Here is a 25,353-nt window from a genome sequence, read left to right as displayed (position 1 = left end):
AAGATAGGAAGGACCAAGGCTCGGCTCAATCGCCAGAGCCTATAGTGGCTGTGTTTATTCTGCCGCCTGGCGAGGGGCGTCCGTGATGTCGTAGACGTGGCGCAGGATTTTCTTCGTCGTTGGAATGAGCGAACGAAGCTCTTCCGGCAAGGCTTCTGGCTTCTCGGCGGCAAACTCGGCCAGTTTGCGCGCAAGATGCAGAAGTTTCGGTCCGTTCACGATCAGGCGGGCCTGATACTCGATCTTGTGCGGATCCCGGTCATATTCGGCCCCTGGCACGCGCCAGCCGCCCCAGTCATTCTCGTCCGTCATGACGACCGGGAATGTGCCGGGGTAGGGATGGCCCGAAATATCGTCGCCATCCTGCCAGCGGTTCTTGGCACGCTGAATGCGCCAGTCCTCGGTCGTCGGGTCTTCGTCCATGCGTGAGCGGTTGCGTCCATGCATGACATCTTCAGAGACCAGTTCGGTCGCAGAGAATTCGCGGCCAAGGCCAACGTCATACGTGACCCGGAGGGGTTCCTCGACGTCTTTCACCCAATGGGGAATTACTTTTTCCACGATCGCCCACGTGCCGACGGGCTTGATAAAAACGCGCTGGGACTTGTGATACAGGGCTTTGGCCATGGTCGTACTCCGTTCGTTGGCCCTGTGTGTCACAGCATGTTTGAAGTCCGGTGAAACGGGTCTGTAAAATTTGATCGATCGCCTGTTACAGCCCTTACCCTGCGAGACGGCTTTCCGCAGACGTAAGGTGCGCTATTGTTAGGTATCAAAACATAAAGGGAGACGAGGTCGCATGAATTTCGACTTTTCAGAGGATCAGAAATTCCTTGCCAGCGAAGCGCGCAAGTTTCTGGGTGCCCAGTGCACAACCGCACATGTCCGCGAAGTCCTGGATGACGATGCCAAGAGCCATCATGAAGGTGTCTGGCAGAAGGTCGTCGAGATGGGCTGGATCGGGGCAGCCATTCCGGAAGAATACGGCGGTCTCGGGCTCGGCATGCTTGAGCTCTGCGTCATTGCTGAGGAAATGGGCCGCGCCCTTGCGCCCGTACCATTCGCGTCAACGACCTACTTCTTCGCCGAAGCGCTGAAGCTTGCCGGATCGGAAGCGCAAAAAAGCTCAATCCTGGAGAAGGTCGTCAGTGGTGAAGTGGTCGGGTGTTATGCGGCCAGCGAAGGGCCGGGCAATCCAGATCCTGCCAAACTGAAAGTCACCTTTGACGGGTCGAAGATTTCAGGCACGAAACTGCCGGTGACGGATGGTGATATCGCCACGCATGCCGTTGTGCTCGTCAAGGAAGGGGCCGGCGCAAGCCTCGTCCTCGTTGATCTCAATGCCGATGGCGTTTCACGCAAATCCGTCAGCACACTTGAGCCCACCCGCAGCCACGCTGAAATCACTTTCGATGGCGCGTCGGCTGAACGTCTCGGCGCAGCAGGCGAGGGCGCAGACCTGCACGATGCGGTGATGAACCGCGCGGCAGTCCTGCTCGCCTTTGAACAGCTCGGCGGCGCTGACCGGTGCCTCGAAATGGCGACGGAATATGCCAAGGAGCGCTATGCCTTTGGCCGCCCGATTGGTGGCAATCAGGCGATCAAGCACAAGCTCGCAGAGATGTATGTGAAGAACCAGGTCGCCCGTTCCAATTGCTATTATGGCGCCTGGGCTCTCTCGACCGATGCTGCTGAACTTCCCGAAGCGGCTGCCGCTTCAAGACTGGCGGCTTCGGACGCGTTCTGGTTCGCATCCAAGGAAAACATCCAGACCCATGGCGGCATGGGCTTCACCTGGGAAGTCGACTGCCACCTGTTCTACCGGCGCGCAAAACTGCTGGCCGTTCAGGCGGGTGCGCCGAAAGTCTGGAAAGAAAAACTCGTCTCTGCGCTTGAGCGCAAGAACGCAGCGTAAGGAGGACTAGATATGGACTTCAACGATACAGCAGAAGAAGCAGAATTCCGCGCCGAAGCGCGCAGCTTTCTTGAAAAACACCTCAAGCTGAAAGACGCCAACACACCGCGCCGTCCATCCGGCGAGGACTTCCTCAAACGGGCCAAGGAATGGCAGAAAACCAAAGCTGAAGGCGGCTTTGCGCAAATCACCTGGCCCAAGGAATGGGGCGGGCGTGGCGGCACGTCGATGCAGCAAGTCATCTGGAATCAGGAAGAGGGCAAGTTCGAAGCCCCGACCGGTCCATTCGCAATTGGTCTCGGCATGTGCGTGCCAACCGTCATCGCGTTCGGCTCGAATGAGCACAAGAAGCGCTACGTCGAGAAGGCGCTGCGCGGTGAGGAAATCTGGTGTCAGCTCTTCTCAGAGCCTGCAGCCGGGTCCGACGTTGCCGGTGTGAAAACGCGCGCCGTGAAAGATGGCGACGACTGGGTCATCAATGGCCAGAAGGTCTGGACCACTGGCGCGCACTTCTCTGATTACGGCATCGTGCTCGCCCGGACTGACCCGAAGGCGCCCAAGCATAAGGGCCTGACCATGTTCATCGTGGACATGCATCAGCAGGGCGTTGAAGCTCGTCCAATCCACCAGGCGTCTGGCGGACGCGAGTTCAACGAAGTGTACTTTACGGATGTACGCATTCCGGACAGTGACCGTCTCGGCGAAGTCGGCGAAGGCTGGAAAGTTGCGCTCGTGACACTGATGAATGAGCGTCTGGCCGTTGGCGGCTCGCCCGGTCCAGACTGGAAAGAGATCATGGATTATGCCCGCAGCACGGGTACGATCAGCGATCAGGCGTTCCGTGAGAAGCTCGCAGACTGGTATGTGGCCGCGCAAGGCTACAATCTGACCAAGTTCCGCACGCAAACCGCGCTTTCGCGCGGCGCAACGCCGGGGCCGGAAAACTCGATCGGCAAGATCATCACGGCCAACCAGCTGCAGGACATCTGTAACTCGGCGATCGAGATGCAGGACCATTACGGCATCATGAATGATAGCGACACGATGCCGGCCAATGCGCTGTTCCAGCAAAGCTTCATGTGGGCGCCGGGTCTGCGGATCGCGGGCGGCACCGATGAAATCCTGAAGAATATCATCGCCGAGCGTGTGCTTGGCCTTCCGCAGGATGTCCGCGTGGACAAGAAAGTTCCGTTCGACGAACTGAAACAGGGCTGAGGCAATTCCTTGTAGTGCCCGGCGGAGACTTCTAGCCTCTGCCGGGTCTGCATCCAAAAGGAGCTCCTCCCATGAAACGATTTCTCGCTATGGCGAGCGCCTCGCTCGCCCTGGTTTTGCCGTCTGCGATGGCACAAGGCGATACCACCGCTCAACCCACGCCTCCGGTTTCTGAGGCTGAAACGGCTGCGGCTCAAAGCCTGATGAATGCGCTAGAAGGTTTCTACGTCGCCATTTTGCAAAACCCTGCGGGCGGCATGGTCTCGCTCAAGATGAAAGACGGCAGCGATGCGCTGCTCGCGTTTCTGAGCCCTGAAGCGGTTGGCGCTGCGCGGACCGCAGCGCAGGATCCCGAATTGCAGGTTGGGATCATACCGCTGGCTGACCTGATGGCGAATTGGGACGGTGTGGTCGTTTTTGAATCCGGTGCCAGCGAAATCCAGGAAGCGGCAAAACTCTCCGATCAGGAGCAGCCTTTTGGCGCGCCGGTCTATACGGTCATTTCAGACGGCCATGAAGTGCAGATGCAAAGTGAGTCAGGGCTGGTTACGCCGATCCTGACAGGTCATGCAGATGCCGCAGAGCTCGCCTCTGCGCTCAAGCAAGGCGACTTGAAAGACACCAATATCGAGATCGCTCCTTTGGAGATTTCTGATGTACTAAGGTTGATCGGCACCCCAGGGGAAAAGCCAGCCTACCGGCTCTACACCCACCCGAAGATGGTGGCCCTGATGGCCGCGGCGGAATCAGCTCAGTCCGCCCCCACCGAATAATCAGACTGCCTCAAACCGGGCCTGCCTTTTTCGGGCCCGGTTTGGTCGTCGCATCGCGATTGCTTGACGGCTGATTGAGGGAGTTTTCTCGATTTGCCGCTTGGGCAATTCTGGCCACGCGCAACAAATCCGGTCATGAGTGTTCCCTGAAATAGTTTGCATCGGTGGCTGCTCCTGCGTGCACAGAGTTTGACTGCGCAGTCGGCCGCCAAACCGGCGAGGTGAGGGTAGGACATGTCATATCAGTTTCAGCAGATCCAAAACGGCGATGTCAGCCTTCGGGTCGCGGTCAAGGGGAACGGCCCGCTCGTGCTGATGGTCCATGGCTTCCCCGAAAGCTGGTATTCCTGGCGCCATCAGCTGGATGCGCTCTCGGCCAATGGCTACCGCGCGGCGGCGCTCGATGTGCGTGGTTATGGTGGGTCGGACCGGCCTGAAGCGGTCGAAGCCTATGACATGAAATCGATCACCTCCGATGTGGCGGCCGTGGCCAAAGCGCTTCAGCCGGACGCGCCAGCCGTCGTAGTTGGTCACGATTGGGGCGCGCCGATTGCGTGGAATTCTGCCTTGCTTCACCCGGATCAATTCAAGGCGGTGGCCGGGCTCTCCGTGCCGTACATCCCGCCAGGCGACCGGCCCGCGATTGAAGTCTTCCGCAAATTTTTTACCGCGCGCGGCATGTTCTTTTATCAGGTCTATTTTCAGGATCAGGGGCCGCCAGAGGCAGAGCTTGAGGCTGACCCTGCCGCGACCATTCGCAAGTTCTATTACGCGATCTCGGGCGATGCGCCGGAGGGCACATGGCCGACCGACAAGAAGCATGGCGACACGCTGCTTCACCGGCTGCCGGAACCAGACATGCCCTTGCCATGGCTGAGCGAGGAAGACGTAGCCTATTACGCCTCACAATTTGAAGCTTCGGGCTTTCGCGGCCCGCTCAATCGCTATCGCAATCATGAGCGGGACCACGCCTATCTGTCTGCGCTGCCGGACAAAAGAATTCACCAGCCCAGCCTGTTCATTGGCGGGACACGTGATCTCGTTCTGAAGATGTTTCCGGGGGATCCGGTCGAGGCGATGAAGCCAAACCTTCCGGGGCTTCAGGCCGCTCACTTGCTTGATGGATGCGGGCACTGGACACAGCAGGAGCGCGCCGATGAGGTCAACGCACTCCTTCTGGATTGGTTGTCCGGGCTCTGATCAGCCTTTGTTGAACAGGGCGATCGCCGCGGCCGTCATGGATTTGACGCCGGTTTCGATGGTCGGCTCCGCGTCAGGTGCAAAGAAAGGCGAGTGCAGAGATGGCAAGCTCTCGCCGCCACTCTGCGATGCCTCATAGGTCTCTGGCGCTATGGCGCCCAGCCAGAAGATAAGGCCGGGCACATCCTCTTCGGTGCGACTGTATTGCGAGAAATCCTCGCCGCCCATGACAGGCGTGACTTCCACCACATTGTCCTCGCCAATCGCGCCGCGGATCGCCGAGACAGCCTGCGCCGTCAGCTCAGGATCATTGTAGGTCGACGGCGTGTAATCGGAATCGATGGTGATTTCAGGCTCCGGTGCCCCGAAAGCCTCTGCCTGCCCCTTGGCGATCCGCTCGATGCCGTCGAGCAGAAGTTTGCGCGTCGCATCATCATATGAGCGGACGGTGAGCAGCAGCTCGGCCTGATCGGAAATGATGTTGTGCTTCGCGCCAGCCTTGAATGCGCCAACCGTAACAACGGCAGGCGTTTGCGGGTCGACATTTCGTGAGACCAGCGTCTGGATCGCCATCACAATGGAGGAGGCGACGACAACGGGGTCTGTCGTTGTGTGCGGATAGGCGCCATGTCCACCGACGCCTTTCACGATGACATCGACGCTATCCACGTTCGCAAGGGCGAAACCGGATGAATAAGCGACCGTGCCAGCGGGCGCGCCCGCAGATACGTGAAGCGCTAGATTGTAGTCGGGCAATGGAATTTCCGAATAGAGGCCTTCCTCGATCATCGCCTTCGCGCCAAGTCCGACCTCCTCAGCCGGCTGCGCGAGCATCACCAGCGTGCCGGACCATTCATCCTTGCGGGCAATCAGGTCGCGTGCTGTGCCCACCCAGCTGGTCATGTGAATGTCATGGCCGCAGGCATGCATGACCGGGCTTTCAACGCCCGTCCATGTGGTGCTGATAACATCGGAGGCGTAATCAAGGCCGGTCTGTTCCGGCACGGGCAGGGCGTCCATATCGGCCCTGATGAGCACAGTCGGGCCTTCGCCATTCTCGTAGACGCCAACAAGGCCGTAGCCGCCAACGCCATCGCGCACGACGCCCTCGTCGCGCATCGCTTTTTCTTTGACCCATTCATCGCCAAGACCGGTCGTGACCGTAAAGCCAAGTGCTTCCAGTTCGTCGGCCATGATTGCCGATGACGTCGCTTCCTTGAACGAGAGCTCAGGATTGGAGTGAAGATAAGTGTAGAGGTCCAGCAAGCCGGTATCCGGCCCCGGCAATGATTGCTGGGCCAGTGCGGGCGCTGCGCCGATCACGGCGATAGCAGACACGCAGGCGGCGAGATTTCGCGAAATCATCATTTGGAAGTCCTCTCAGAATGGCGTTTGGGGCCAGCCTAACAGATGTCGGCCACTGTGCCAGCGAAGAGGAGGCGAGAATTGAGTGAAAGCCTGATTAGGCTGGCTCTCCGCCAAACCGTTCCGTCCATTCAGCAACCTGCTCGTCCTCGATCTTGCGGAAGAGGACGTCCGGCGGTGTGATTTCATGGCCGCGTGGCAATGCATCCAGAAGCGCTGAGACGTCGCTCAATGCCTCCGGCGTCATTGTGCGGCGGTCATTTGGCACGCCAAGGGCGTCGAGGATCATTGCGGCCGCTTCCGGAATGATCGGCTGGGCGATGATACCAAAGAGAGCCGCCAGGTTCAGGCCCGTGCGTACGCCGATTGCAGCGGCGTCGACATCGGTTTTGTACTTCACCCACGGCTCAGCCTTGGTGAGATACTCGTTTCCGGCCGCCCATATCGCGCGGGTTTCAGCCGCTGCTTTGCGGAACTCCATATTCTCATAGTGCTGTACGAGCTGTGGCAGGCGCGTTTCCAGTTCCGCCGCGATCCACGCTTCGGCGTCGCCCGGCTCACCGGCGTCCGGCACTTTGCCATCAAACTTCGACGCGCAATATTTGGTGATGCGGTTGACGAAATTCCCAAGCACATTGGCAAGGTCTGAATTGATCGCCGACTGAAAGCCTTCCCATGTAAAGGCCGCGTCGGACCCTTCCGGCGCATTCGACGTCAAATACCACCGCCAATAGTCAGCCGGCAGCAGGTCGAGCGCCTGGTCCATGAAGACGCCGCGCTTGTTTGAGGTGGAGAACTTGCCGCCATACCAGGTGACCCAGTTGAACGCCTTCAGGCTGTCGACCAGTTTCCACGGCTCCTTTGAGCCTAGAATGGTGACGGGGAAGCCAACCGTGTGGAAAGCGACATTGTCCTTGCCCATGAACTGTACGTACTCGACATCATCTGCGCCTTCATCTGTGCGCCACCAGCGCCGCCAGGCGTCCGGTTCACCGTTGATTTTTGCCCATTCTTCGGTTGCGCCGATATATTCGATGGGCGCGTCGAACCAGACATAGAACACCTTGTTCTCAAAGCCTTCGCGTACGCTACCATCCGGGTTGAGCACAGGAACGCCCCAGGAAAGGTCGCGCGTGATCGCACGGTCCCGCAGGCCTTCGTCCAGCCACTTCAGAGCGATGGAGCGCGCGAGTGGCGGCCAGTCTGTCGCCGCCTCGATCCACTCGCGGATGGTGTCCTGCATCTTCGACTGTTGCAGGAAGAGGTGCCGCGTTTCGCGGATCTCGACATTTTTGGAGCCCGAAACCGCGGAATAGGGATTGATCAGGTCGACAGGGTCCAGCAGGCGTCCGCAATTGTCGCACTGGTCGCCGCGCGCCTTTTCAAACGCGCAATGCGGGCAGGTCCCTTCGACATAGCGGTCTGGCAGGAAGCGGCCATCATCGACCGAATAGACCTGCTCCATCACGCGTTCTTCGATCAGGTCATTGGCTTCCAGGACATTGGCGAAATGCTGCGTCAGTCGCGCATTCTCTTCGCCGGATGACCGGCCAAAGTGGTCGTAGGACAGAAGGAAGTCGTCGCCGGCCTTCTTCTGGATCTCGTGCTGCTCGTCGCAATAGGCGCGCACATCAATGCCAGCGGCCTGCGCCGCGAGTTCTGCCGGGGTGCCGTGTTCGTCGGTCGCGCAGATATAGAGCACGTCATGGCCGCGAAGCCGCTGAAACCGCGCGTATATGTCTGCCGGCAACATGGACCCGGCAAGATTACCGAGGTGTTTGACCCCATTAATGTAGGGCAGGGCAGAGGTAACAAGTATTCGGCGAGAGCCATTATTGGTCATGTTGTCTTCCGTAAATCGGCAGGTGCGGTCATATTGGACCGCCGGGTCTGGGCTGATCTCTTAAGCGGGACGCGGCCAAAATGAAACGGGCATGGGGAGGAAACAATGCCACGACTTGCCAAGGTAAATCTGGTCGGCGTCCTGATCGCCGCAATCGTCATCTATTTTCTGGGCTTCATCTGGTACGGGCTTCTATTCTCAGAACCCTACATGAATGGTGTCGGGATCTTTTTCAACGAAGCAGGCGACAGCATTTCCCTGCTGACTGCAGATGGTCTTCAAAATCGCTCCATGGAGGAAGCCGAGCCGCTCTGGATGCTCGGCGGTTTTGTCATCCCGCTCGTCCTGGCCTTCGGACTGGGCTGGCATATGCAGCAGCGGCAGGTCCGCACGCTTGGGGCTGCCGCGATGTTCGGGCTCTGGTTGTCCTTGCTGATCGGTGTGCCCCTGATGGCATATGATCTGATCTACACACCCTGGCACTCGGTACCGGGCTTTCTGACCGACGCGTCTCACACAGTGGTGACCTTCGTCGCAGGCTGCATCGTGATGTCGTTCTTTAACTAGCTCAGCTCAAAAAGCAGAAAGCCCCGGACGATTTGATCGCCGGGGCGTCTTTTTCTTCAGGAGCTGAATCTATCCGATAATCGCAGGCTCTGTCTGGAGTTCGATATCAACTTTTCGCGCCATAACGGCGTCGGAAGGCTTGATGGCAACGCCGAGCCGGACTTCTGAGCTGACGGGTTCGATTCCGTTTGCGCGAAGCTCGTTCAAAACGACGGCCCGCCGCGCTTCTGCCAGTGACAGCGTGTTCGTGCGTTTATCCATTTCCCCCGCAACAGCATTCGTATTCATTTGCACGACGGCACATCCGGCGAGCAGGTCGCCCGCTTCACGGATAGCATCCCGTGCAAAAGGGGTCAGGACGGATGTGCCCGGCTCGAAATAGACTTTCAGCTGCATCGAATCGCAGCTCGCTGTCTGGGGCGCGTAATCTGCATTCCCTTCGGCGGGAGAACGAGCTTCATCAGCCATAACTGGTAGAGTACTGATTGCGACGACTAGACCGACAGACAGAATTTGCGTTCTCATTACCGTGCTCCTTCCTGCAACACTCAAAATAAACGCGTGAATGCCGAAAAAGTGCCCGTGAATAGTTGAAACGCCCTACTGCTATGATGTTGCAAAGCAATCTTGCGTTCGTCGCCGCAGCATCGTAAAGCGGCGCTGGTTGGCCGGTATAGCTCAGCTGGTAGAGCACCTGATTTGTAATCAGGGGGTCCCGGGTTCAAGTCCTGGTGCCGGCACCACTTCCCCTTTCATCGATCCACAAAAAGCTGAATGCTGTGAACAAAGCGTCATGTACGCCGTTTAAGTCGGCAATGATGATGCAGCAGTTTGGAGTGTGTTGGATGAGGTCTCTGGTTCTGGCGAGTCTGGTTTTGGTCGCAGCGTGCGGCGCCGAAAGCGTGTCCTATAATGTCGCGACGCCGATCTTTCCGGCGGCAGACGCACCGACGGCTTTCACGCGCGCCTATAGCATGACGGAGTCCCGGGATGGCCTTATCCGCGTCTATGCCAAGGAGGATGGTGACTACACCAAGCTTTGGGAAATGCGGAAACAGGAAGATGGAAGTTGGTCTGATCCTCAGACGCTTGATTTTCCAAGCCGGATCACGCTCACAACTCCATCCTTCAGCGCTTCGGATGGCGCGCTGTACTATGCGTCGGACGCAGACATTTTTGAGCGCGGCCAGAGAGATCTGAATATCTGGCGGGTTGAAGCCACGCCTGAGGGCTGGGGCGAGCCCGAGCCGCTGCCAGCGTCCATCAATGACGGCGCACGCAATTTCAATCCTGCCATGGACGCTAACGGGCACCTCTATTTTACGTCTGATGGATATGACAGCATCGGCGGTCACGACATTTTTGAAGCGGTACTGGATGAAGAGACAGGCGACTGGGCCGTGTCGACCATGCCTGACGGGGTCAATTCGCCCAAGGCTGAAGGCCATCTCGCCGTCACGCCGGACGGCAACCGGATGTTCTTCTACTCCCACCGCGCGCCTAAATTGGGGGTAGTGGACATCTGGACGATGACGCGCGGCGCAGACGGCAACTGGCAGATGCCAGAGAATCTTGGCGAGCCGGTCAATACCGCAGGCATCGATTTTGGGGCCGGCCTGTCAGGCGATGGCTCTCGTCTGTTCTTTTCCAGGGATGGTGAGTTGATGATCATCGACCTTGAAGTTGCACTTGCCGGGGAAGGCTCAGTGTCCACTTCGCAATAGCCGCAGAGGCAGTAATTTTCATAGGGCGAGACCCTTTAAAATTAATGGTCACTGGCTCGGGCGGCGTTGTCCACAGATTCAAATAAAACTTTTTAGTGCGCTGATTATTATAGAAAATATGGCGCGCAGGTTGATGGTTTCTACGCCGCCGCGCTGTGCTGGTGTGCGAGCGGCAATGCTATCAATGCTCTTGATTGTTTTCATGAATACATGAGGAGTCATCAAATAAACATTGTATATACAGTTGTGACAGCTCTGTGACAGTCAATGTGAAGCTTTTGTGATGTCGCAATACTGTTGCGTAGCCGTGCGATAGCCCCGCCAAGGACGGGAATCACTGGATCAATTCCTGCCCTTCGTGATGGACCTGACTACCCTGAAGGGGGCTTTAAATGAACACGGCAAAAAGCTTGCGCCTGATACTGCTGGCAAGTGCGGCGCTACTGGCAGTCACTGGCTGCTCTGACACCAGTATTTCTTCGCCTGGTGCACCAACACCGCCAGTCTCGCCTCCACCGCCACCTCCGCCTCCACCACCGCCGCCAGCAGGTTCGACCATCGACCTGATACCCACGGCAGGCTGTCCGGCCGGCACGACATCGTCGACCTATGCTGCGATTGCCTCTGAAGGCTTTTCCAGCATCGATGTGTGTTCGCTAGGCACCTCCGGCGCGACGACCACGACCATCACATCTGATGTATCTATCCCGGCTGGTGTGACGGTTGCCATCGAAGGCGCCGTTTTCATTGGCGAGGATGGGGGTACGCCCGCGACGCTGACCCTCGGCGAAGGCGCAATCCTTTATGGTGCGGCCGCAGGCGGCACAGGCGATGGCTCTGACGACTATCTCGTCATCAGCCGCGGCTCAGAGATTGATGTAAATGGCTCGGCCAATGCACCTGTCCGGATGACGGCACGCGCCGCAATCAATGACGAGAATGTTGGCTCGAGCGTCATTGAATCCGGCACGAACGCCCAGTGGGGCGGCCTGATCATCAATGGCTTTGCACCGATCAATGCGTGTATTGATGCCACCGCTGTTGGCGGCTCGGCAGATTGTGAGAAGTCTGGCGAAGGCTCATCGGGTCTCTTCGGCGGCGACAACCCGGCTGATAGCTCCGGCTCGCTGCGCTATCTCATTGTCGAATATGCAGGCGCACGCCTGACCAATGAAGACGAGCTCAACGGTATTGCTTTCCAGGGTGTCGGATCCGGCACAGAAGTCGATTACGTCCAGGTTCATAACAACCTCGATGACGGTATCGAATGGTTTGGCGGCACGGTGAACGCTAGCCACGTCGTCATCACCGGCGCTGGCGACGACTCGCTGGACTGGACGGATGGCTGGCAGGGCAAGCTTCAGTACGCTGTCGTCAACTCGACCGTTCCAAGCTCAGGTGACCCGCGCGGTATCGAGGCGGACAACCGTGATGGCGACAATGCCAAGACGCCATTCTCGGCGCCAGACGTGTCGAACTTCACCCTGATCGGGTCTGACGGCAACCAGCAGGGCATCCTGCTTCGTCGCGGCACCAAGGGTAACATCGTGAATGGTATCGTTGCTGGCGGATATACGCCGGGTCTCGATATCGACAGCTCGCAGACCTACACCAATTTCGACAATGGCTCGCTCAAGGTGGCGTCGCTCTTTATCGATGCCGATCAGACTTATTCGTCTGACAGCGGCGGTGAGGATGACGGGCTGCCAGCCTATGGCGCAGCCAACAATATTGTCGGCGGCAACAACTCCCTTTCTGATCGCTACTTCCCAGGCGCGCAGGAACTGGCTGTGCCGGTTTCCGCAGGTATCTTCGCAGACACCTTCTTTGATGCGGTGACCTATATCGGCGCGTTCAGCTCGACGGAAACGGTCGCTAATAACTGGGCCACTTTTGCACTCTCCGGCACGCTTTTCCCGCCGGCTGACTGCCCGGATGGCACCAATGAGAACGGCACGCTCGACGGCAAGCGTCTCTGCCAGATCCCAGGCGGCAACCTGACCAGCGATCTGACGCTGAGCAGCGGCAGCGATCTCATCTATGAGCTCGACGGCACGGTCACAGTCGGGATCGACATGGGCCCAGATCCGGTCAGCCCGCTTGCAGGCGGTACGCCGGTCACGCTGACGATCGATCCGGGCGTCACAGTCGTTGCTGAAGGCAATGATGACTATCTCATCGTCCGCCGCGGCTCGAAGCTCGTTGCGAACGGAACGGCAAATGCACCAGTTGTCTTCACCGCAAAAGGCGTCGTCGAAGATCCGTCGACGGCAACCGATAGCCTGAAGGGCGTCTGGGGCGGACTGGTCATCAATGGCCGCGCACCGATCAATGCCTGTATCGACGCAACAGCTGTCGGCGGCACTGTTGATTGTGAGAAATCGGGTGAAGGCAATTCCGGCCTCTTCGGCGGCGCCTCGCCAGAAGACAATAGCGGCCGACTGACCTACACCCGCGTCCAGTATGCTGGCACGCGCCTGACCAATGAAGACGAGCTGAATGGCATCGCCTTCCAGGGGGTCGGGTCTGGCACGCAGGTTAGCTATGTGCAGGTCTCCAACAATCTCGATGATGGCATTGAATGGTTCGGCGGCACCGTCAGCGCAGATCACGTCGTCGTCACAGGTGTCGGCGATGACAGCATCGACTGGACCGATGGATGGCAGGGCTCCGTGCAGTACGCGATCGCCTATCCCGGTGTTGCTGGGGCCGATGGCGGCATGTCCGGTGATCCGCGCGGGATCGAAGGCGACAACCGGGACGGCGACAATGACAAGACGCCATTCTCGACCCCGCGTCTTTCGAACTTCACGCTGATCAATTCGGGTGAACAGGCCACCGCTCAAGGCACGCTCCTGCGTCGTGGCACGCGGGGCACGATCGCCAATGGCATCATCGCTGACTGGTCAGTCGGTCTCGATGTCGACAGCGATCAGACCTATGCGAACTATGACGACGACACGTTGGAGATCAAATCCCTCCTGTTGGACAACACCGCCAACTTCGCGACGGACGGTGACAACCCATCCGACGCAACGCTCGGTGTTCCGGCCTTTGTTGCAGGCGACAATATCGTGACGACCACCAACACATTGTCGGGCTTCTCATTCGTCGATGGGGCCACCGGTCTGGTGCCTGGCACGGCTGAAGCCAATGTGCCGGTGTTCGATGTGTCGGGGATCGGTGAGCTTGAAGCGACCACCTATGTCGGCGCCGTCGAAGACGCCAATGACACCTGGTACCTCGGCTGGACGGTCGATCTGTCGGGCGAAGAAACGACCAATTAGGTCAAACACAAAACTGGGGCAGGGCGGTCAAAACAGGCCGCTCTGCTTTCTCGTATTCAGATCTATTGAGGGGAAATTCCCCTCCTTCCAGGGGGAAGTCATGTTTAAATCTGCCAATTATCTGCGCCTCATGCTGCTGGCTGGCGCGTCGGCTGCCTGCCTCGCGACAGGCGCTTCTGCTCAGGACGCTGACAATGAAAGTGGCGAAGAGCTTCGCCAGAAAAGCGTTGTGGTGCGCGGCCAGTTCATTCCCGACGAAAAGCGTTCGACCTCCGAAGTCTCCAGCCTGATTGATGCTGGTGACTTTCAGGTGACCGGCGACTCTGACGCGGCCGCAGCCCTCTCGCGCGTTGCCGGTATTTCGACAGCGCAGAACCGCTTCGTCTACGTCCGCGGCCTGAACGAGCGCTATTCCAGCGCGACCCTGAACGGCTCGCCCCTTCCATCGCCCGAGCCGCTGCGCCGCGTCGCACCGCTTGACCTTTTTCCGACATCCGTTCTGCGCAGCATCCTCGTTCAGAAAACCTTCTCGCCAAACCTGCCGGGCGAGTTCGGCGGCGGTCTCGTCGATATTCGCACCAAGGCCGTGCCGGATGAGGCGTTCTTTGAGGTGTCGGCATCCGTCTCTGGCGACACGGAAACGACTTTGCAGGATGGCCTGCTTTATGACGGAGGAGACCTCGACTATCTCGGCATCAGCGACAATCAGCGCGACATGCCGGACAATCCGCCGCCAGATGGCAATGACGCTTTCTTTGCGCGCAGCCTGACAAACAATTCCAGCCTGCTCATCATTCAGGAAGGCACGGTCTCTCCGGATTTGAGTTTCAGCGCGACAGGCGGCCAGAGGTATGACATCAATCAGGACGTCTCCATGGGGCTTCTGGTGGCCGCGTCCTATTCCAATGAATGGACGACCCGTACCGGCACACGTGGATTTGCCGATAATGATGGTGATGGTCTGACGCCCCGCTTCCAGAAAGACCTCTATTCGACGCAGAATTCGGTCGGCGTGAACGGCTTTGCGACTGTCGGCTTTGACCTTTTCGATAACCATGAAATCCGCGCTACGGCGCTTCTCGCCCGCTCAGCCGACAAGGAAGCGCGGACCGTCAGCGGCGTCGACTTCGATGACAATTTTGAGCGTGACGACAGCATTGAATGGTTCGAGCGTCAGCTCTGGACGACGCAACTCTCGGGCGAGCACTTCTTTCCTGATCTGATGGACCTGAAGGTCGAATGGCGCGCGTCTTACTCTGAAGCTTTCCGAGATGCACCGTACCAGTTCAACATTCTCTACCAGGATTCCGGCAATGGCCTGCAAACGCTCGCCAACTCAGCCGACACCACCTTCGCGTTCAGCCGGATCGACGACGATTCGACGGATTTGGGCATCGACCTCGAGTTGCCGCTCACCTTCGGAGGGGACTGCACATTCTTCTGCGAAACCGACTTCAAAGCCGGCTACGCCTATGTCGAGAATGACCGCGTTGCGACCTCACGCCTGTTCGCGATCGAAGGCATCCCGGTCTCCAGCACCCGCATCGATTATCTTTTCGCTGATCTCTATGCCCGCGACCAGCTCGGTTCCAGCTCAATCGGTGGCGCGACTTTCCCGGAGCGCTATTTCGCAACGCTGGAAGTTGACGCAGCCTATGTCGGTCTCGATACCCAGATCACGCCCTATATTCGCGGCGCCATCGGCGCCCGGTATGAGCGCGCGATCGAGGCGGTCGATACGCAGGCGCTCGGCGCTGACCCATCGACAAATTACGTCGAAGCCTGCATTTCGCGTCAGCCGGACCAGAGCTGTGAGCATGAGGAAGATATTCTTCCGGCCGCAACACTGACCTGGAATCCCTTTGATGAGCTTCAGGTGCGTGCCGGTTATTCGGAAACGCTGACACGTCCGCAGTTCCGCGAACTTGCGCCAACAGAGTTTCTCAACACCGAAACCGACGTTAATTTCATCGGTAATCCGTTCCTCACCAATGCGAAGATCAAGAACTATGATTTGCGCGGCGAATACTATTTCGGCCGGGACCAGTTCGTGACGTTCGGCCTGTTCTATAAGGACATGGAACGCCCGATCGAAGAGATAAACCAGCGCACAGGCGATACGCCGAAGACCACCTTTATCAACGTACCTAGTGCGGAGCTGTACGGCGCAGAGTTCGAGTATGAGCAACGCCTGCCAATGTTCGACAAGTTCGGCATCGAGTGGTTCCGGGACCGCGACCTGACAATCAAAGCCAACTACACTTGGTCAGATTCCGAAGTCAGCGCTGGCCGCAACCCCGCTGATCTTGGTCTCAACCGTCTGGAGTTCTGCACGCAGTTCGCGGATGAGTGCGTCATCACCAACCAGCAGCCTCTGGACCCTGAACCGTTTCTTCTGCCAGGCTCTGGCCTGATTGAGGATGGTCGGCGTCTGCAAGGACAGTCAGAGCACCTGTTCAATTTCCAGCTGCTGTTTGAGGACACCGAAGCGCGCCGGGAAGTGAACCTGCTGTTCAACTATGCCAGTGAGCGCATCCGTTCAGGTGAGGCGCTGGCCTTGAACATCCCGGCCATCATTGAAGAACCGCCCATCACAGTGGACTTCATCTGGAACCAGGGGTTCGACCTGCGCGGCGGCGAATACGAATTCTCGTTCAAGATCAACAATTTGCTGGGCGACAAGTATGAAGCCTATCAGGAACGGGGTGGTGACCGCGTTGCCGTCGACGTCTATGATCTCGGCACATCGATCGCATTGGGTCTGAAACGCCGCTTTTAGGTTGAAGCCATTGGTGATCGCCACATTTTCTGCGACAACGCAGAGGACATGAACCGGACGGGGGCAGGGCGTACCTGCCCCCGTGCCATGAGGGAAGTTATGATAGGCGAGGGTAGATTTTCATTGCCGCAAGGGGCCGACCGCTACATCGACGGCGCCAGAATCGCCATCATGGTCATTCTGATTGTCGTCGTGGCGTTTCTGTCTGCGCGTCTGATCTGGCTGATCATTGCGCCCAAGGAGGCGGTCTCCTCATTGACGGCCCGGCCATTGCCGGCACCGATTCAGCAAACCACGCGGTCCAATGTCCGCGCTGATCTCAGCCTGCTCGTCACGACCAATCCGTTTCAGTCGGTTGGCAAGACCGTTGAAGCGGCCCCTGAGGCGCCTGAAACCCAACTGAACCTGAAGCTCGTCGCTCTGTTCATGTCCACCGAAGCTGGCGCAGGTTCTGCAACGATTGTCACGCCCGACAACCGGACCGGGCGGTTTCAGCCGGGCGATGCCATTTTGCCCGGTGTTCAGCTCTCACAAATCCTGAGCGACAGGGTCATCATTGAGCGCGACGGCGTTGAGGAAACACTTATGCGCGGCGGCCGTGACGCTGGCCTGTCGGTCATCAGTGATCCGGAAGAAGCAGAGACCGACGCGACCACGCTGTCTGTCCCGACTGCCACGACAGACACAATCGGGCGTCCGCGCGCCGGTACGGTCAGTTCCCCGGCATCCTCCACCTTTGCGCCGGGTGTTACATCGCGAACCTTATTGGCCAGCATCGATCCGGTGCCTCAGAATGAAAACGGCATCGTCACCTCATTTGTGCTCGCGCCGCGGGGCAATCCGCAGCTGATGCAGGACGCTGGGCTGCAACCGGGTGACCGACTTGTCGAAATAAATCGTACTCGAGTATCTGAGATTGATCCGTCTGCTCTCGCTGCTGAATTCAGTTCGGCGCAAACAGTGAATGTGACAGTCTTACGGGATGGGGCGACACAGACCTTCGAAATCATTTTCGAGGAGGGGTGAGATATATGAAATGCCTGTTGGCGGCTGTTGCCGCGATTGGTTGGTTGATTCCGGCGCAAGTGGCGAATGCTCAGGCGGCCGCGGGCGCACGTCATGTGCTCAGCCTTGATGATGTCGAGATCACCTCCCTGATCGACGATGTCTCGATCATCACCGGTTACACCTTCATCCTTCACCCCGATGTCGGCCGAACACGGGTGACGGTCCTCTCGCAGACTCCGATGACAACAGATGAGGTCTTCCAGGTCTTCCTCTCGACGCTTCGTGTCCACGGCTTTGCCGCCATCCCCGCAGGACGCGGTGTCTATCGCATCGTCCCCGAACAATTGGCCGTGGGCGAAGCCGGCGGCGCGGCGGCCGGGCCGAACGCCTTCGTTACGCAAGTCTTCAGGCTCGACAATTTCGGCGCCGTCGAAGCCGCTCAGATGATCAAGCCGATCGCGGACGCGCAGGGACAGGTTGTTGCCAATGCGCGGTCAAACTCGGTCATCGTGGTTGACTACGCCTCCAACATGCCGCGCATCCGTGAAATCATAAATTCGCTCGATAGCGGAGATCGCACGGTTGTAGAGACGCTGTCACTCAAGAGCGTTCCGTCAAAAGAGATGGCTGACATTCTCAGCAATCTGCTCGGAACGAGCGATGGCAACCCGACCTCGAATTTCGAAGTGACCTCCTCTCCGACGAGCAATTCTGTCGTCATTAGAGGCGATGCGGCTACGGTTGAGCGGGCCATCAGCGTCGCAAGTGAACTCGACCAGGCTGAACCAAGCCGCGACAATATCCGGGTCATCGAGCTAAACAATTCAAGTGCCGAGGAAATTGTCCCCGTGCTTGAGAAAATCGCCGCAACGCTGGCCGATCAGCGCACGCCGACCGAGAACGGGATGCCGCCGGCAACGATTGCCGCGCATAAGGAATCCAACTCGCTCATCATCAGCGCGACGCCGGACACGTTGCTTGCCATGGAACGCGTCGTCTCCGCGCTTGATCAACGCCGCGCGCAGGTCTTAGTGGAGGCGATTATCGTCGAGATGTCAGACGACACCGCCCGCGAGCTTGGCGTGCAGTTCCTTCTTTCAGGCACCGGCGATTCCACGACGCCATTTGCATCAACGAATTTTACGCGTTCAGCGCCAAATCTTCTGGCGCTGGCCGGCGCGATTATCGATCCAGATGTTGGCGACGGAGGCGGTGGCTCCGGCCAGTTCGCGAATGCTGCGATCAGTTCGCTTCTCGGCGTCAACGGCGCGCTTCTGGGGATCGGTGGGCAGGATGGCGACACGCTGTTCGGCGCAATCCTGAACGCCGTCGAGCAGGACACAAATTCACGCGTCCTTTCCAAGCCGTTCAACATGACGCTCGACAACGGCACGTCTTCGTTGCTGGTCGGGCAGGATGTGCCGCTGACCTCTGGCGAGGTGCTTGGCGACGCCAATTCCAATCCATTCCGGACGGTTCAACGCGAAAAGGTCGGCGTCAAACTCGAAGTGACGCCCCGTATTTCATCTGACGATACAATCAGGCTCGATATCTATCAGGAAGTCTCGAACGTCGCCGATTTTATCGGAACGACAAACTCGCCGGATCTGATCCTGAGCACGCGCAATATCTCCACCAGCGTTCTGGCGGATGACGGAGAGATCATCGTGCTCGGCGGTCTGATCGAACAGACCGAATCCAAGGTCAATTCCAAAGTGCCATTCCTCGGGGACCTGCCCATCGCAGGAAACCTGTTCAAGTCCGAAGGCCGTGGCAGCACCCGCAAAAACCTGATGGTCTTTATCAAGCCGACAATCGTGCGTGATCGCGACTCTGCACGAACCGTCACAGCGCGAAGCTATAACTATCTGCGTGCCCAGGAATTGCTCCGCGAAGACGAAGCCGCCATGTCCATAGACCAGTTCCTTGGGGAGGTGCTGGGCACACCGGTGATTGCAGACTGATGCGGGCGACAGTCAGGACATACAAGAACGGTTTGGTAGCCGCATGACCGAGACCAGACGAGACAGGGCGCTGACATATGCCTTTGCGCGCGACAAGGGTCTCGTTGTCATGGGTGATACCGAAGACGGCGCAATCAGCCTTGGTGTGCGCACGGGGGCAGACCCGTTTGCGATTGTCGAAGCGCGCCGCGCGTTGGGGCGCCCATTTCACTTCACCAATCTCGATGCTGCGACCTTCGAGCGGGAGCTCTCTGAACAATACGCCCGCAACGCCATCGAGAATGATGAAACCGAAGCGGCCATCGACGGGCAGGGCGATCTGCACTCGCTCATCGATGAAATCCCGCAAACGGCAGACCTTCTGGACGGCGATGATGACGCGCCCGTCGTGCGCCTGATCAACGGCCTCATCTACGAAGCCGTTAAACGCCGCGCCTCCGATATCCACATTGAACCGCACGAAGAGACGCTCGCCGTGCGCTACCGCATCGATGGCGTCCTGCAGGAAGTGCTGACGCCATCACGCCGGCTTGCCGCGCCGCTGACCAGCCGCGTCAAAGTCATGGCGCGCCTCGACATCGCTGAGAAACGCATCCCGCAGGATGGCCGTATCTCGCTGTCCATTGGTGGGCGCTCCATCGATGTTCGCGTCTCGACGCTGCCATCGCGCTATGGTGAGCGGGTGACGATGCGACTGCTGGATACGCGCAACGCGCTGCTCAGCCTCAACGATCTTGGCATGGATGACGACACGCTGACGCGCCTCAAATCCGTGCTGGCCCAACCCAACGGCATCACCCTCGTCACGGGACCGACGGGTTCGGGCAAGACGACGACGCTCTATTCCGCCCTCTCTGTGCTGAACAATGGTCAGCGCAATGTGATGACGCTGGAAGACCCGATCGAGTACGGGCTTGAAGGCATCAGCCAGACGCAGATGCACCACAAGGTCGGCCTCACCTTCGCCGCGACGCTCCGCGCCATTCTTCGCCATGACCCGGACGTCGTCATGGTCGGCGAAATTCGTGACCTTGAGACCGCCAAGGTCGCGTTCGAGTTCTCGTCCACGGGCCGGCCTGTCCTCTCCACGGTCCACACGAACAGCGCCATTGGCGCCATCCAGCGTCTGCGCGACATGGGTATCGAGCCCTACGTCATCGCCGCCACAATGCGCGCGGTTCTGGCCCAGCGTCTCGTCCGCAAACTGTGCGACCAGTGCAAGCAGCCGCACGAAGCCACAGCCGAAGAAAAATCCATGTTCGGCGTGCCAGCCGAACAAATCATCGAATTCTATCGCCCACAGGGCTGCATGGCGTGTTCGCAGACCGGCTATGAGGGCCGTCTCGGCGTCTATGAACTGCTACTGATCGATCAGGAAACGCGCCAGCTGATCCGCGACGACGTCTCGGAAGATGCGCTCGAAGCGCGCGCCTTTGCCAATCATGACACGCTGTTCCGCAATGCGCGCCGCTATGTCATTGCGGGCCAGACCAGCGTGGAGGAAGTCCTCCGTGTTTGCCGGCGGGAGGAAGACTGATCATGGCGGTCTTCGACTATCAGGCCCTCGGCGCTGACGGGAAAAAGACCAGCGGTGTAATCACGGCCGACTCGCCCCGCGCGGCCCGGCGCGAACTGCGCATGCGCCAGCTTTCGCCGCTGAATGTCTCTGAAAGCCGCAAGGCGAAATCCGGCGGCTCAGTCACCGGCCATGACCAGAAACTCGGCGGCGGAGACCTTGTCGTTGCCACACGCCAGCTCGCTTTGCTGGTGAAGGCGGGTACCCCGGTCGAAGAAGCCATCGGCTCTGTCGCGACGGAGGCCGAAAAGCCGGCCACCCGCAAGGTCTTCATGGGCGTGCGTTCTTCCATCACGGACGGCTATTCGGTGTCTGAAGCGCTGAACGGAGCGCCAAAAGCCTTCCCGCAATTCTACCGCGCCGTCGTGTCGTCAGGTCAGGCCTCCGGGCGGCTGGATGAGGTGCTTGAGCGTCTCGCCACCCACTTGGAAAAAACGCGCAAGATGAAGAACAAGATTCTCTCTGCCCTGATCTATCCGATCGTGCTGAGTGTCATCGCGCTTGTCGTTGTCACCCTGCTGATGATCTTTGTCGTCCCGGCCATTGTCGAGCAGTTCGATACGCTGGGCCAGGACCTGCCCTGGCTGACCGATGCAGTCATCGCGATATCGGTCTTCCTGCGCAATTGGGGCATCATCACACTGATCCTGATCATAGCGGGCATCTGGGGGCTGAGACGCCTCTTCAAGGTGCCGCGCATCGCAGAGGCCCGAGACCGGTTCATCCTGTCCTTGCCCATCGTCGGCAAGCTCTCGCGAGGCGTCTCTTCGGCGGCCTTCGCGCGCACCTTTGCAACCCTCTCGGCCAGCGGCGCTCCCGTTCCGGAATGCCTCGGCGCAGCGCAGGGCGCGATGGCCAATACCGTCTTTCGCAAGGCGACCCAGGCTGTGCGTCGACGGGTCGAGGAGGGCGCCTCGCTCGCCCGCGCCATGCGCGCCGAAGAGGTCTTCCCGCCCATGCTGCTGCACATGATTGCCAGCGGTGAACGCGGCGGCGATCTTGCCGGAATGATGGAACGCGCAGCTGACTATCTGGAAGAAGAATTCGATAATGCCACCACTGTCGCGCTCGGCCTGCTGGAGCCGCTGATGATCGTCTTCCTCGCCGGTATCGTCGCGCTCATCGTACTGTCCATCATGCTACCGATTTTGCAGATAAACACGCTGGCCATAGGCTAGCCTCAAAGGAGAATTGGCGATGAAACGCAAACCCGTCCAGCCGCGCTCGAAACAGGCCGGCTTCACGCTGACCGAAATCATGGTCGTGATCTTCATCATCGGCCTGCTATCAACCGTCGTCCTGTTCAACGTGCTCGGCGCACGGACCGATGCGCAGGTGAAGACAGCCCGGACCAACGTGTCGGCCCTCTCCAATGCGCTCGAACAGTACAGCCTCGACATGTACGATTACCCGACAGAGCAGCAGGGCCTCGATGCGCTGGTCACCCAGCCTGCCGATGCCAGCAATGCCGGCTCCTACCGCCGCGGCGGCTACATCAACAAGGTGCCGCTGGACCCATGGGGACGGCCTTTCGTCTACAAACGCCCGGCTGAGAAATCGCAACGCGGCTATGACCTCTATTCGCTCGGCGCGGATGGTCAGGAAGGCGGCGAAGACGAGAATGCCGACATCGGAAACTGGAACTAGCGCAGCTTGAAACGAGTGCCCCCACCTGCTCGCCGCGATCGCGGTATGACCCTGATCGAGGTGCTCGTGGTGGTGTTCATCATGGGCCTTGTATCGGGCGTTGCCGTCCTCTCGCTGCCTGAGCGCCCCGGGCCGCAGGAGCGTGCCATGCGAGACGTTCGCCAGCTGCTGGAGGGCGTGCATGACCGGGCCATTCTCACCGGCGAAGTGACAGGCCTTGAAGTCACAGACACGGGCTTCCGCGTGTTGAGCTGGACGGGGCAGGAATGGATGCCCGTCCGCACCACCGCGCTCGACCTGCCAAGAGGCGTCCACCTGGAAGTCGTTGCCGATGACCCCCGCGCCAGATCCCGCAGGAGCGGTGAGCTGGACCGCATCATCTTCAACCCACTCGGCATCGCAGAGCCCGTCCGCCTGGCGCTGACCTATCGCGCCCGCTCATGGCAATTTGAACTCACCCCTGAGGGAGATGTGGTCGATGTTCAGAAGGGCTAGGGCAGGGCGTAAAGGCCAGCGAGGCTTCAGCCTCGTGGAGACGGTTGCCGCGCTCGGCATTCTCTCTCTCGCAGCCGTCCCCCTGATGCAGATGTCATCCGACGCCTTGCAGAACACCAGCCGCCTTGAATCGCGTTTCCTCGCCCGCACGACGGCAGAGAACGTCATGGCTCGTGCCATCTCTGACCCTGTGCCGCTGGATCTCGGTCAGACAAGCGGTAACGAAGAGCAGATGGGCCGGGCCTATAACTGGACCCTCACTGTCTACCCGACAGACCGGGCAGATCTGCTGCGTCTTGAAGTGCAGGTCAGCGAAGACGGACGCCCGCAAACGCTGGCGCGCCTGATGTCCCTGAAAACTGTGGGGCAGTCATCATGAGGCCGTCCAGACACGCCCAGTCCGGTTTTACGCTGACAGAGACGCTCGTCGCCCTGTTCATTCTCGCCATCCTCGCCGTAGCTGGCGGCAACCTCCTGCTGCGCGCCACCGACGCTGGCAAACAGGTCCGCGACCGCGAAGAGATGACGCGTACGTTGGACGTCGCCCAGGCCTATCTGCGTGATGACCTGGAAGCGGCGAGCCTCCGCGCGGCTGAAACGGCCGAGGGGCGCGGCGGCGTGCAATTGATGACCGGCGGAGAGACCAGCCGCACCAATGCGCTGCTGACCTTCGTGCGCAATGGCTGGATTAACCCGGAGAATGCCGACGCGCGAAGCGGGCTTCAGGCGATCAGCTACACGCTGAGCGATGACGGCGAACTCATCCGCGAGGCAAGCCTCAGGCCAGACCCGACCCCGTCGACCCCCGTCGCGCGCCGCGTGCTTCTGACGGGTGTTGAGGCGGTCGATCTTGTCTTCTGGAGAGGCGGAGAACCATCGGTCTACTGGGAAGGCACGCCAGAGCCGCCAGCCAACGTATTGCCCGACATGATCGAGATGCGCATCCGCTTCAAGAATGAGGAAACGCTGAACATTGCGAGCCTCGTTGGAGGGTTGCCGTCCTGATGTCAGCCTTCCGCGAACAGGAAAAAGGGGTCGCCCTGGTCACGACGCTGATGATTGTCGCAGCCATGTCTGTGGTCGCCGTCACGCTTTCGTCTGCCGTGCTTTCCAGCACGGTGAGAGCCAAGGCGCTCGACGCCAGCACGCAATCAGACTGGCTCGCCCTGTCATCGGAAGAGTTCGGCCGCGTTGTCATTGGGGACATGGTCCGCGCAACGGAGGGGCGTTTCTTTGCAGACATGCCGGGCCTAAAGGAGCCTGTCCCCATCACCATCGAAGGCGGCCTCATCACAATCACCGGCCGCGACGCGGGCAACTGTTTCAACGTCAATCTACTGCGGGGGACATCGTCCAGCGCGGCGCCGGGCGTGACCGCAGCGCAGGGGCCGCGCGAAGACTTCGAAGCGCTTGTCGAGCTAGCTGAAGTCGACGGCGCGAGCCCTCAGGCTTTCGCATCGGCCTTGGCCGACTGGATGGATGCAGATCTTTCGCCTGGGATCAGCGGCGCTGAGGACAGTTTTTATGCGTCGCAACGCTTGCCTTACCGCACTTCGGGCCAGCCTATGGTCGATGTTAGCGAGGTGCGCGCCGTGCGCTACTTCGATGAGGTTGCCTTCGACGCGCTGGAACCGCTGATCTGCGCCTTGCCCAGCAAGGCCACCGTTCCGCTCAATATCAACACGCTGACCGCGCGCGAGGCACCGCTTCTGTCGCTGGCCTTCTCTGGTGCCCTGACCGTCGAAGGCGCGCGCGATCTCATCTTCAAACGTCCTGCAGGCGGCTGGCCCACAGTCGAAGCCTTCATGACAGAACCATCAATCGTCGAGATCGCACCTGAGCTACGCAAAACGGAGATGCTGTCGGTTGAGTCGAAATACATCGCGATGTCGGCCGCGATAGATTTTGCGGGCACAAGGCGCCTCGTTGAGATCGTGTACGCCCTTGATGGTGCTGAGCCCGCAAAGACGGTATGGCGGGAGCGAAAGGGGTAAG

At 59.3% G+C, this 25,353-nt stretch carries 21 protein-coding genes and 1 tRNA gene; 18 read left to right on the top strand and 4 right to left on the bottom strand.

Annotated features, from left to right (window positions below; genetic code table 11):
- Nucleotides 1–54: 54 nt before the first annotated feature.
- The gene (locus tag B8783_RS06645; protein WP_084419296.1) at nucleotides 55–627 is read right to left on the bottom strand and encodes a hypothetical protein; all 573 of its coding nucleotides are present in this window, start codon (nucleotides 625–627) and stop codon (nucleotides 55–57) included.
- A 172-nt stretch (nucleotides 628–799) separates the two neighbouring features.
- Between B8783_RS06645 and B8783_RS06640 the strand changes: the two genes are divergently transcribed.
- From B8783_RS06640 to B8783_RS06625, 4 genes are all read left to right on the top strand, one after another.
- On the top strand, nucleotides 800–1,915 hold the full coding sequence (locus B8783_RS06640; protein WP_084419294.1) for an acyl-CoA dehydrogenase family protein: 1,116 nt from the start codon (nucleotides 800–802) through the stop codon (nucleotides 1,913–1,915).
- Nucleotides 1,916–1,927: 12 nt separating this feature from the next.
- Nucleotides 1,928–3,130 (top strand): acyl-CoA dehydrogenase family protein, encoded by a 1,203-nt coding sequence (locus tag B8783_RS06635; RefSeq protein WP_084419293.1) that lies wholly within the window; start codon nucleotides 1,928–1,930, stop codon nucleotides 3,128–3,130.
- 71 nt (nucleotides 3,131–3,201) lie between these two features.
- Nucleotides 3,202–3,903, top strand: coding sequence for a hypothetical protein (locus B8783_RS06630; RefSeq protein WP_139792273.1), 702 nt, complete (start codon nucleotides 3,202–3,204; stop codon nucleotides 3,901–3,903).
- 234 nt (nucleotides 3,904–4,137) lie between these two features.
- Nucleotides 4,138–5,103, top strand: coding sequence for an alpha/beta fold hydrolase (locus B8783_RS06625; RefSeq protein WP_084419289.1), 966 nt, complete (start codon nucleotides 4,138–4,140; stop codon nucleotides 5,101–5,103).
- Here B8783_RS06625 and B8783_RS06620 read toward each other — a convergent pair whose 3' ends face one another.
- Both B8783_RS06620 and metG read right to left on the bottom strand, forming a co-directional pair.
- A complete protein-coding gene (locus B8783_RS06620; protein ID WP_084421949.1) occupies nucleotides 5,104–6,468 on the bottom strand; it encodes an amidohydrolase in 1,365 nt (454 codons plus the stop codon).
- A gap of 97 nt (nucleotides 6,469–6,565) precedes the next feature.
- On the bottom strand, nucleotides 6,566–8,311 hold the full coding sequence (metG, locus tag B8783_RS06615; protein ID WP_084419287.1) for a methionine--tRNA ligase: 1,746 nt from the start codon (nucleotides 8,309–8,311) through the stop codon (nucleotides 6,566–6,568).
- Nucleotides 8,312–8,416: 105 nt separating this feature from the next.
- Here metG and B8783_RS06610 point away from each other — a divergent pair, with 105 nt between their 5' ends.
- Complete coding sequence (locus B8783_RS06610) at nucleotides 8,417–8,878, top strand: DUF1761 domain-containing protein (protein ID WP_084419285.1); 462 nt, start codon at nucleotides 8,417–8,419, stop codon at nucleotides 8,876–8,878.
- 69 nt (nucleotides 8,879–8,947) lie between these two features.
- On the opposite strand, the gene B8783_RS06605 is transcribed toward B8783_RS06610, so the two are convergent.
- Nucleotides 8,948–9,403, bottom strand: coding sequence for a hypothetical protein (locus B8783_RS06605; RefSeq protein ID WP_139792272.1), 456 nt, complete (start codon nucleotides 9,401–9,403; stop codon nucleotides 8,948–8,950).
- A gap of 142 nt (nucleotides 9,404–9,545) precedes the next feature.
- Here B8783_RS06605 and B8783_RS06600 point away from each other — a divergent pair.
- The 13 genes from B8783_RS06600 to gspK all read left to right on the top strand — a co-directional run bounded on the left by B8783_RS06600 (nucleotide 9,546) and on the right by gspK (nucleotide 25,352).
- Nucleotides 9,546–9,621 (top strand) — tRNA-Thr (locus tag B8783_RS06600).
- A 102-nt stretch (nucleotides 9,622–9,723) separates the two neighbouring features.
- Complete coding sequence (locus B8783_RS06595) at nucleotides 9,724–10,602, top strand: TolB family protein (RefSeq protein WP_169711722.1); 879 nt, start codon at nucleotides 9,724–9,726, stop codon at nucleotides 10,600–10,602.
- Nucleotides 10,603–10,994: 392 nt separating this feature from the next.
- On the top strand, nucleotides 10,995–13,889 hold the full coding sequence (locus B8783_RS06590; RefSeq protein WP_084419279.1) for a hypothetical protein: 2,895 nt from the start codon (nucleotides 10,995–10,997) through the stop codon (nucleotides 13,887–13,889).
- Nucleotides 13,890–13,989: 100 nt separating this feature from the next.
- Nucleotides 13,990–16,668 (top strand): TonB-dependent receptor domain-containing protein, encoded by a 2,679-nt coding sequence (locus B8783_RS06585; protein WP_169711721.1) that lies wholly within the window; start codon nucleotides 13,990–13,992, stop codon nucleotides 16,666–16,668.
- Between the two features lie 99 nt (nucleotides 16,669–16,767).
- Nucleotides 16,768–17,694, top strand: coding sequence for a type II secretion system protein N (locus B8783_RS06580; protein WP_169711720.1), 927 nt, complete (start codon nucleotides 16,768–16,770; stop codon nucleotides 17,692–17,694).
- Nucleotides 17,695–17,699: 5 nt separating this feature from the next.
- Nucleotides 17,700–19,640, top strand: a complete 1,941-nt coding sequence (gene gspD / locus B8783_RS06575; protein ID WP_084419273.1) for a type II secretion system secretin GspD — start codon at nucleotides 17,700–17,702, stop codon at nucleotides 19,638–19,640.
- A 43-nt stretch (nucleotides 19,641–19,683) separates the two neighbouring features.
- Complete coding sequence (gene gspE, locus B8783_RS06570; protein ID WP_084419272.1) at nucleotides 19,684–21,177, top strand: type II secretion system ATPase GspE; 1,494 nt, start codon at nucleotides 19,684–19,686, stop codon at nucleotides 21,175–21,177.
- A 2-nt stretch (nucleotides 21,178–21,179) separates the two neighbouring features.
- Nucleotides 21,180–22,394 (top strand): type II secretion system inner membrane protein GspF, encoded by a 1,215-nt coding sequence (gene gspF / locus B8783_RS06565; protein ID WP_084419271.1) that lies wholly within the window; start codon nucleotides 21,180–21,182, stop codon nucleotides 22,392–22,394.
- Nucleotides 22,395–22,413: 19 nt separating this feature from the next.
- Nucleotides 22,414–22,863, top strand: a complete 450-nt coding sequence (gene gspG, locus B8783_RS06560; RefSeq protein WP_084419270.1) for a type II secretion system major pseudopilin GspG — start codon at nucleotides 22,414–22,416, stop codon at nucleotides 22,861–22,863.
- A 15-nt stretch (nucleotides 22,864–22,878) separates the two neighbouring features.
- The gene (locus B8783_RS06555; protein ID WP_407646331.1) at nucleotides 22,879–23,358 is read left to right on the top strand and encodes a prepilin-type N-terminal cleavage/methylation domain-containing protein; all 480 of its coding nucleotides are present in this window, start codon (nucleotides 22,879–22,881) and stop codon (nucleotides 23,356–23,358) included.
- Nucleotides 23,342–23,737, top strand: a complete 396-nt coding sequence (gene gspI / locus B8783_RS06550; RefSeq protein WP_169711719.1) for a type II secretion system minor pseudopilin GspI — start codon at nucleotides 23,342–23,344, stop codon at nucleotides 23,735–23,737. Before B8783_RS06555 ends, gspI begins: the two co-directional genes overlap by 17 nt.
- Nucleotides 23,734–24,363, top strand: a complete 630-nt coding sequence (gene gspJ, locus B8783_RS06545; protein WP_084419267.1) for a type II secretion system minor pseudopilin GspJ — start codon at nucleotides 23,734–23,736, stop codon at nucleotides 24,361–24,363. Before gspI ends, gspJ begins: the two co-directional genes overlap by 4 nt.
- Complete coding sequence (gspK, locus tag B8783_RS06540) at nucleotides 24,363–25,352, top strand: type II secretion system minor pseudopilin GspK (RefSeq protein WP_084419266.1); 990 nt, start codon at nucleotides 24,363–24,365, stop codon at nucleotides 25,350–25,352. The genes gspJ and gspK overlap by 1 nt, the downstream gene beginning before the upstream one ends.
- Nucleotide 25,353: the final 1 nt, after the last annotated feature.

The sequence above is a fragment of the Henriciella litoralis genome, assembly GCF_002088935.1.
GTDB classification, from domain to species: Bacteria; Pseudomonadota; Alphaproteobacteria; order Caulobacterales; family Hyphomonadaceae; genus Henriciella; species Henriciella litoralis.
The sequence above is the reverse complement of the archived record's forward strand: the minus strand, read 5'-3'. Positions and strand labels throughout refer to the sequence as shown.

Excerpts from the sequence above, each read along its gene's own strand:
- B8783_RS06605 (WP_139792272.1), bottom strand. The coding sequence starts at position 9,403 with ATGAGAACGCAAATTCTGTCTGTCGGTCTAGTCGTCGCAATCAGTACT.
- B8783_RS06640 (WP_084419294.1), top strand. The coding sequence starts at position 800 with ATGAATTTCGACTTTTCAGAGGATCAGAAATTCCTTGCCAGCGAAGCG.
- B8783_RS06585 (WP_169711721.1), top strand. The coding sequence starts at position 13,990 with ATGTTTAAATCTGCCAATTATCTGCGCCTCATGCTGCTGGCTGGCGCG.
- gspD (WP_084419273.1), top strand. The coding sequence starts at position 17,700 with ATGAAATGCCTGTTGGCGGCTGTTGCCGCGATTGGTTGGTTGATTCCG.
- gspG (WP_084419270.1), top strand. The coding sequence starts at position 22,414 with ATGAAACGCAAACCCGTCCAGCCGCGCTCGAAACAGGCCGGCTTCACG.
- B8783_RS06630 (WP_139792273.1), top strand. The coding sequence starts at position 3,202 with ATGAAACGATTTCTCGCTATGGCGAGCGCCTCGCTCGCCCTGGTTTTG.
- gspK (WP_084419266.1), top strand. The coding sequence starts at position 24,363 with ATGTCAGCCTTCCGCGAACAGGAAAAAGGGGTCGCCCTGGTCACGACG.
- gspF (WP_084419271.1), top strand. The coding sequence starts at position 21,180 with ATGGCGGTCTTCGACTATCAGGCCCTCGGCGCTGACGGGAAAAAGACC.
- metG (WP_084419287.1), bottom strand. The coding sequence starts at position 8,311 with ATGACCAATAATGGCTCTCGCCGAATACTTGTTACCTCTGCCCTGCCC.
- B8783_RS06580 (WP_169711720.1), top strand. The coding sequence starts at position 16,768 with ATGATAGGCGAGGGTAGATTTTCATTGCCGCAAGGGGCCGACCGCTAC.
- B8783_RS06645 (WP_084419296.1), bottom strand. The coding sequence starts at position 627 with ATGGCCAAAGCCCTGTATCACAAGTCCCAGCGCGTTTTTATCAAGCCC.
- B8783_RS06610 (WP_084419285.1), top strand. The coding sequence starts at position 8,417 with ATGCCACGACTTGCCAAGGTAAATCTGGTCGGCGTCCTGATCGCCGCA.
- gspE (WP_084419272.1), top strand. The coding sequence starts at position 19,684 with ATGACCGAGACCAGACGAGACAGGGCGCTGACATATGCCTTTGCGCGC.
- gspJ (WP_084419267.1), top strand. The coding sequence starts at position 23,734 with ATGAGGCCGTCCAGACACGCCCAGTCCGGTTTTACGCTGACAGAGACG.
- gspI (WP_169711719.1), top strand. The coding sequence starts at position 23,342 with ATGTTCAGAAGGGCTAGGGCAGGGCGTAAAGGCCAGCGAGGCTTCAGC.
- B8783_RS06635 (WP_084419293.1), top strand. The coding sequence starts at position 1,928 with ATGGACTTCAACGATACAGCAGAAGAAGCAGAATTCCGCGCCGAAGCG.
- B8783_RS06590 (WP_084419279.1), top strand. The coding sequence starts at position 10,995 with ATGAACACGGCAAAAAGCTTGCGCCTGATACTGCTGGCAAGTGCGGCG.
- B8783_RS06595 (WP_169711722.1), top strand. The coding sequence starts at position 9,724 with ATGAGGTCTCTGGTTCTGGCGAGTCTGGTTTTGGTCGCAGCGTGCGGC.
- B8783_RS06620 (WP_084421949.1), bottom strand. The coding sequence starts at position 6,468 with ATGATTTCGCGAAATCTCGCCGCCTGCGTGTCTGCTATCGCCGTGATC.
- B8783_RS06625 (WP_084419289.1), top strand. The coding sequence starts at position 4,138 with ATGTCATATCAGTTTCAGCAGATCCAAAACGGCGATGTCAGCCTTCGG.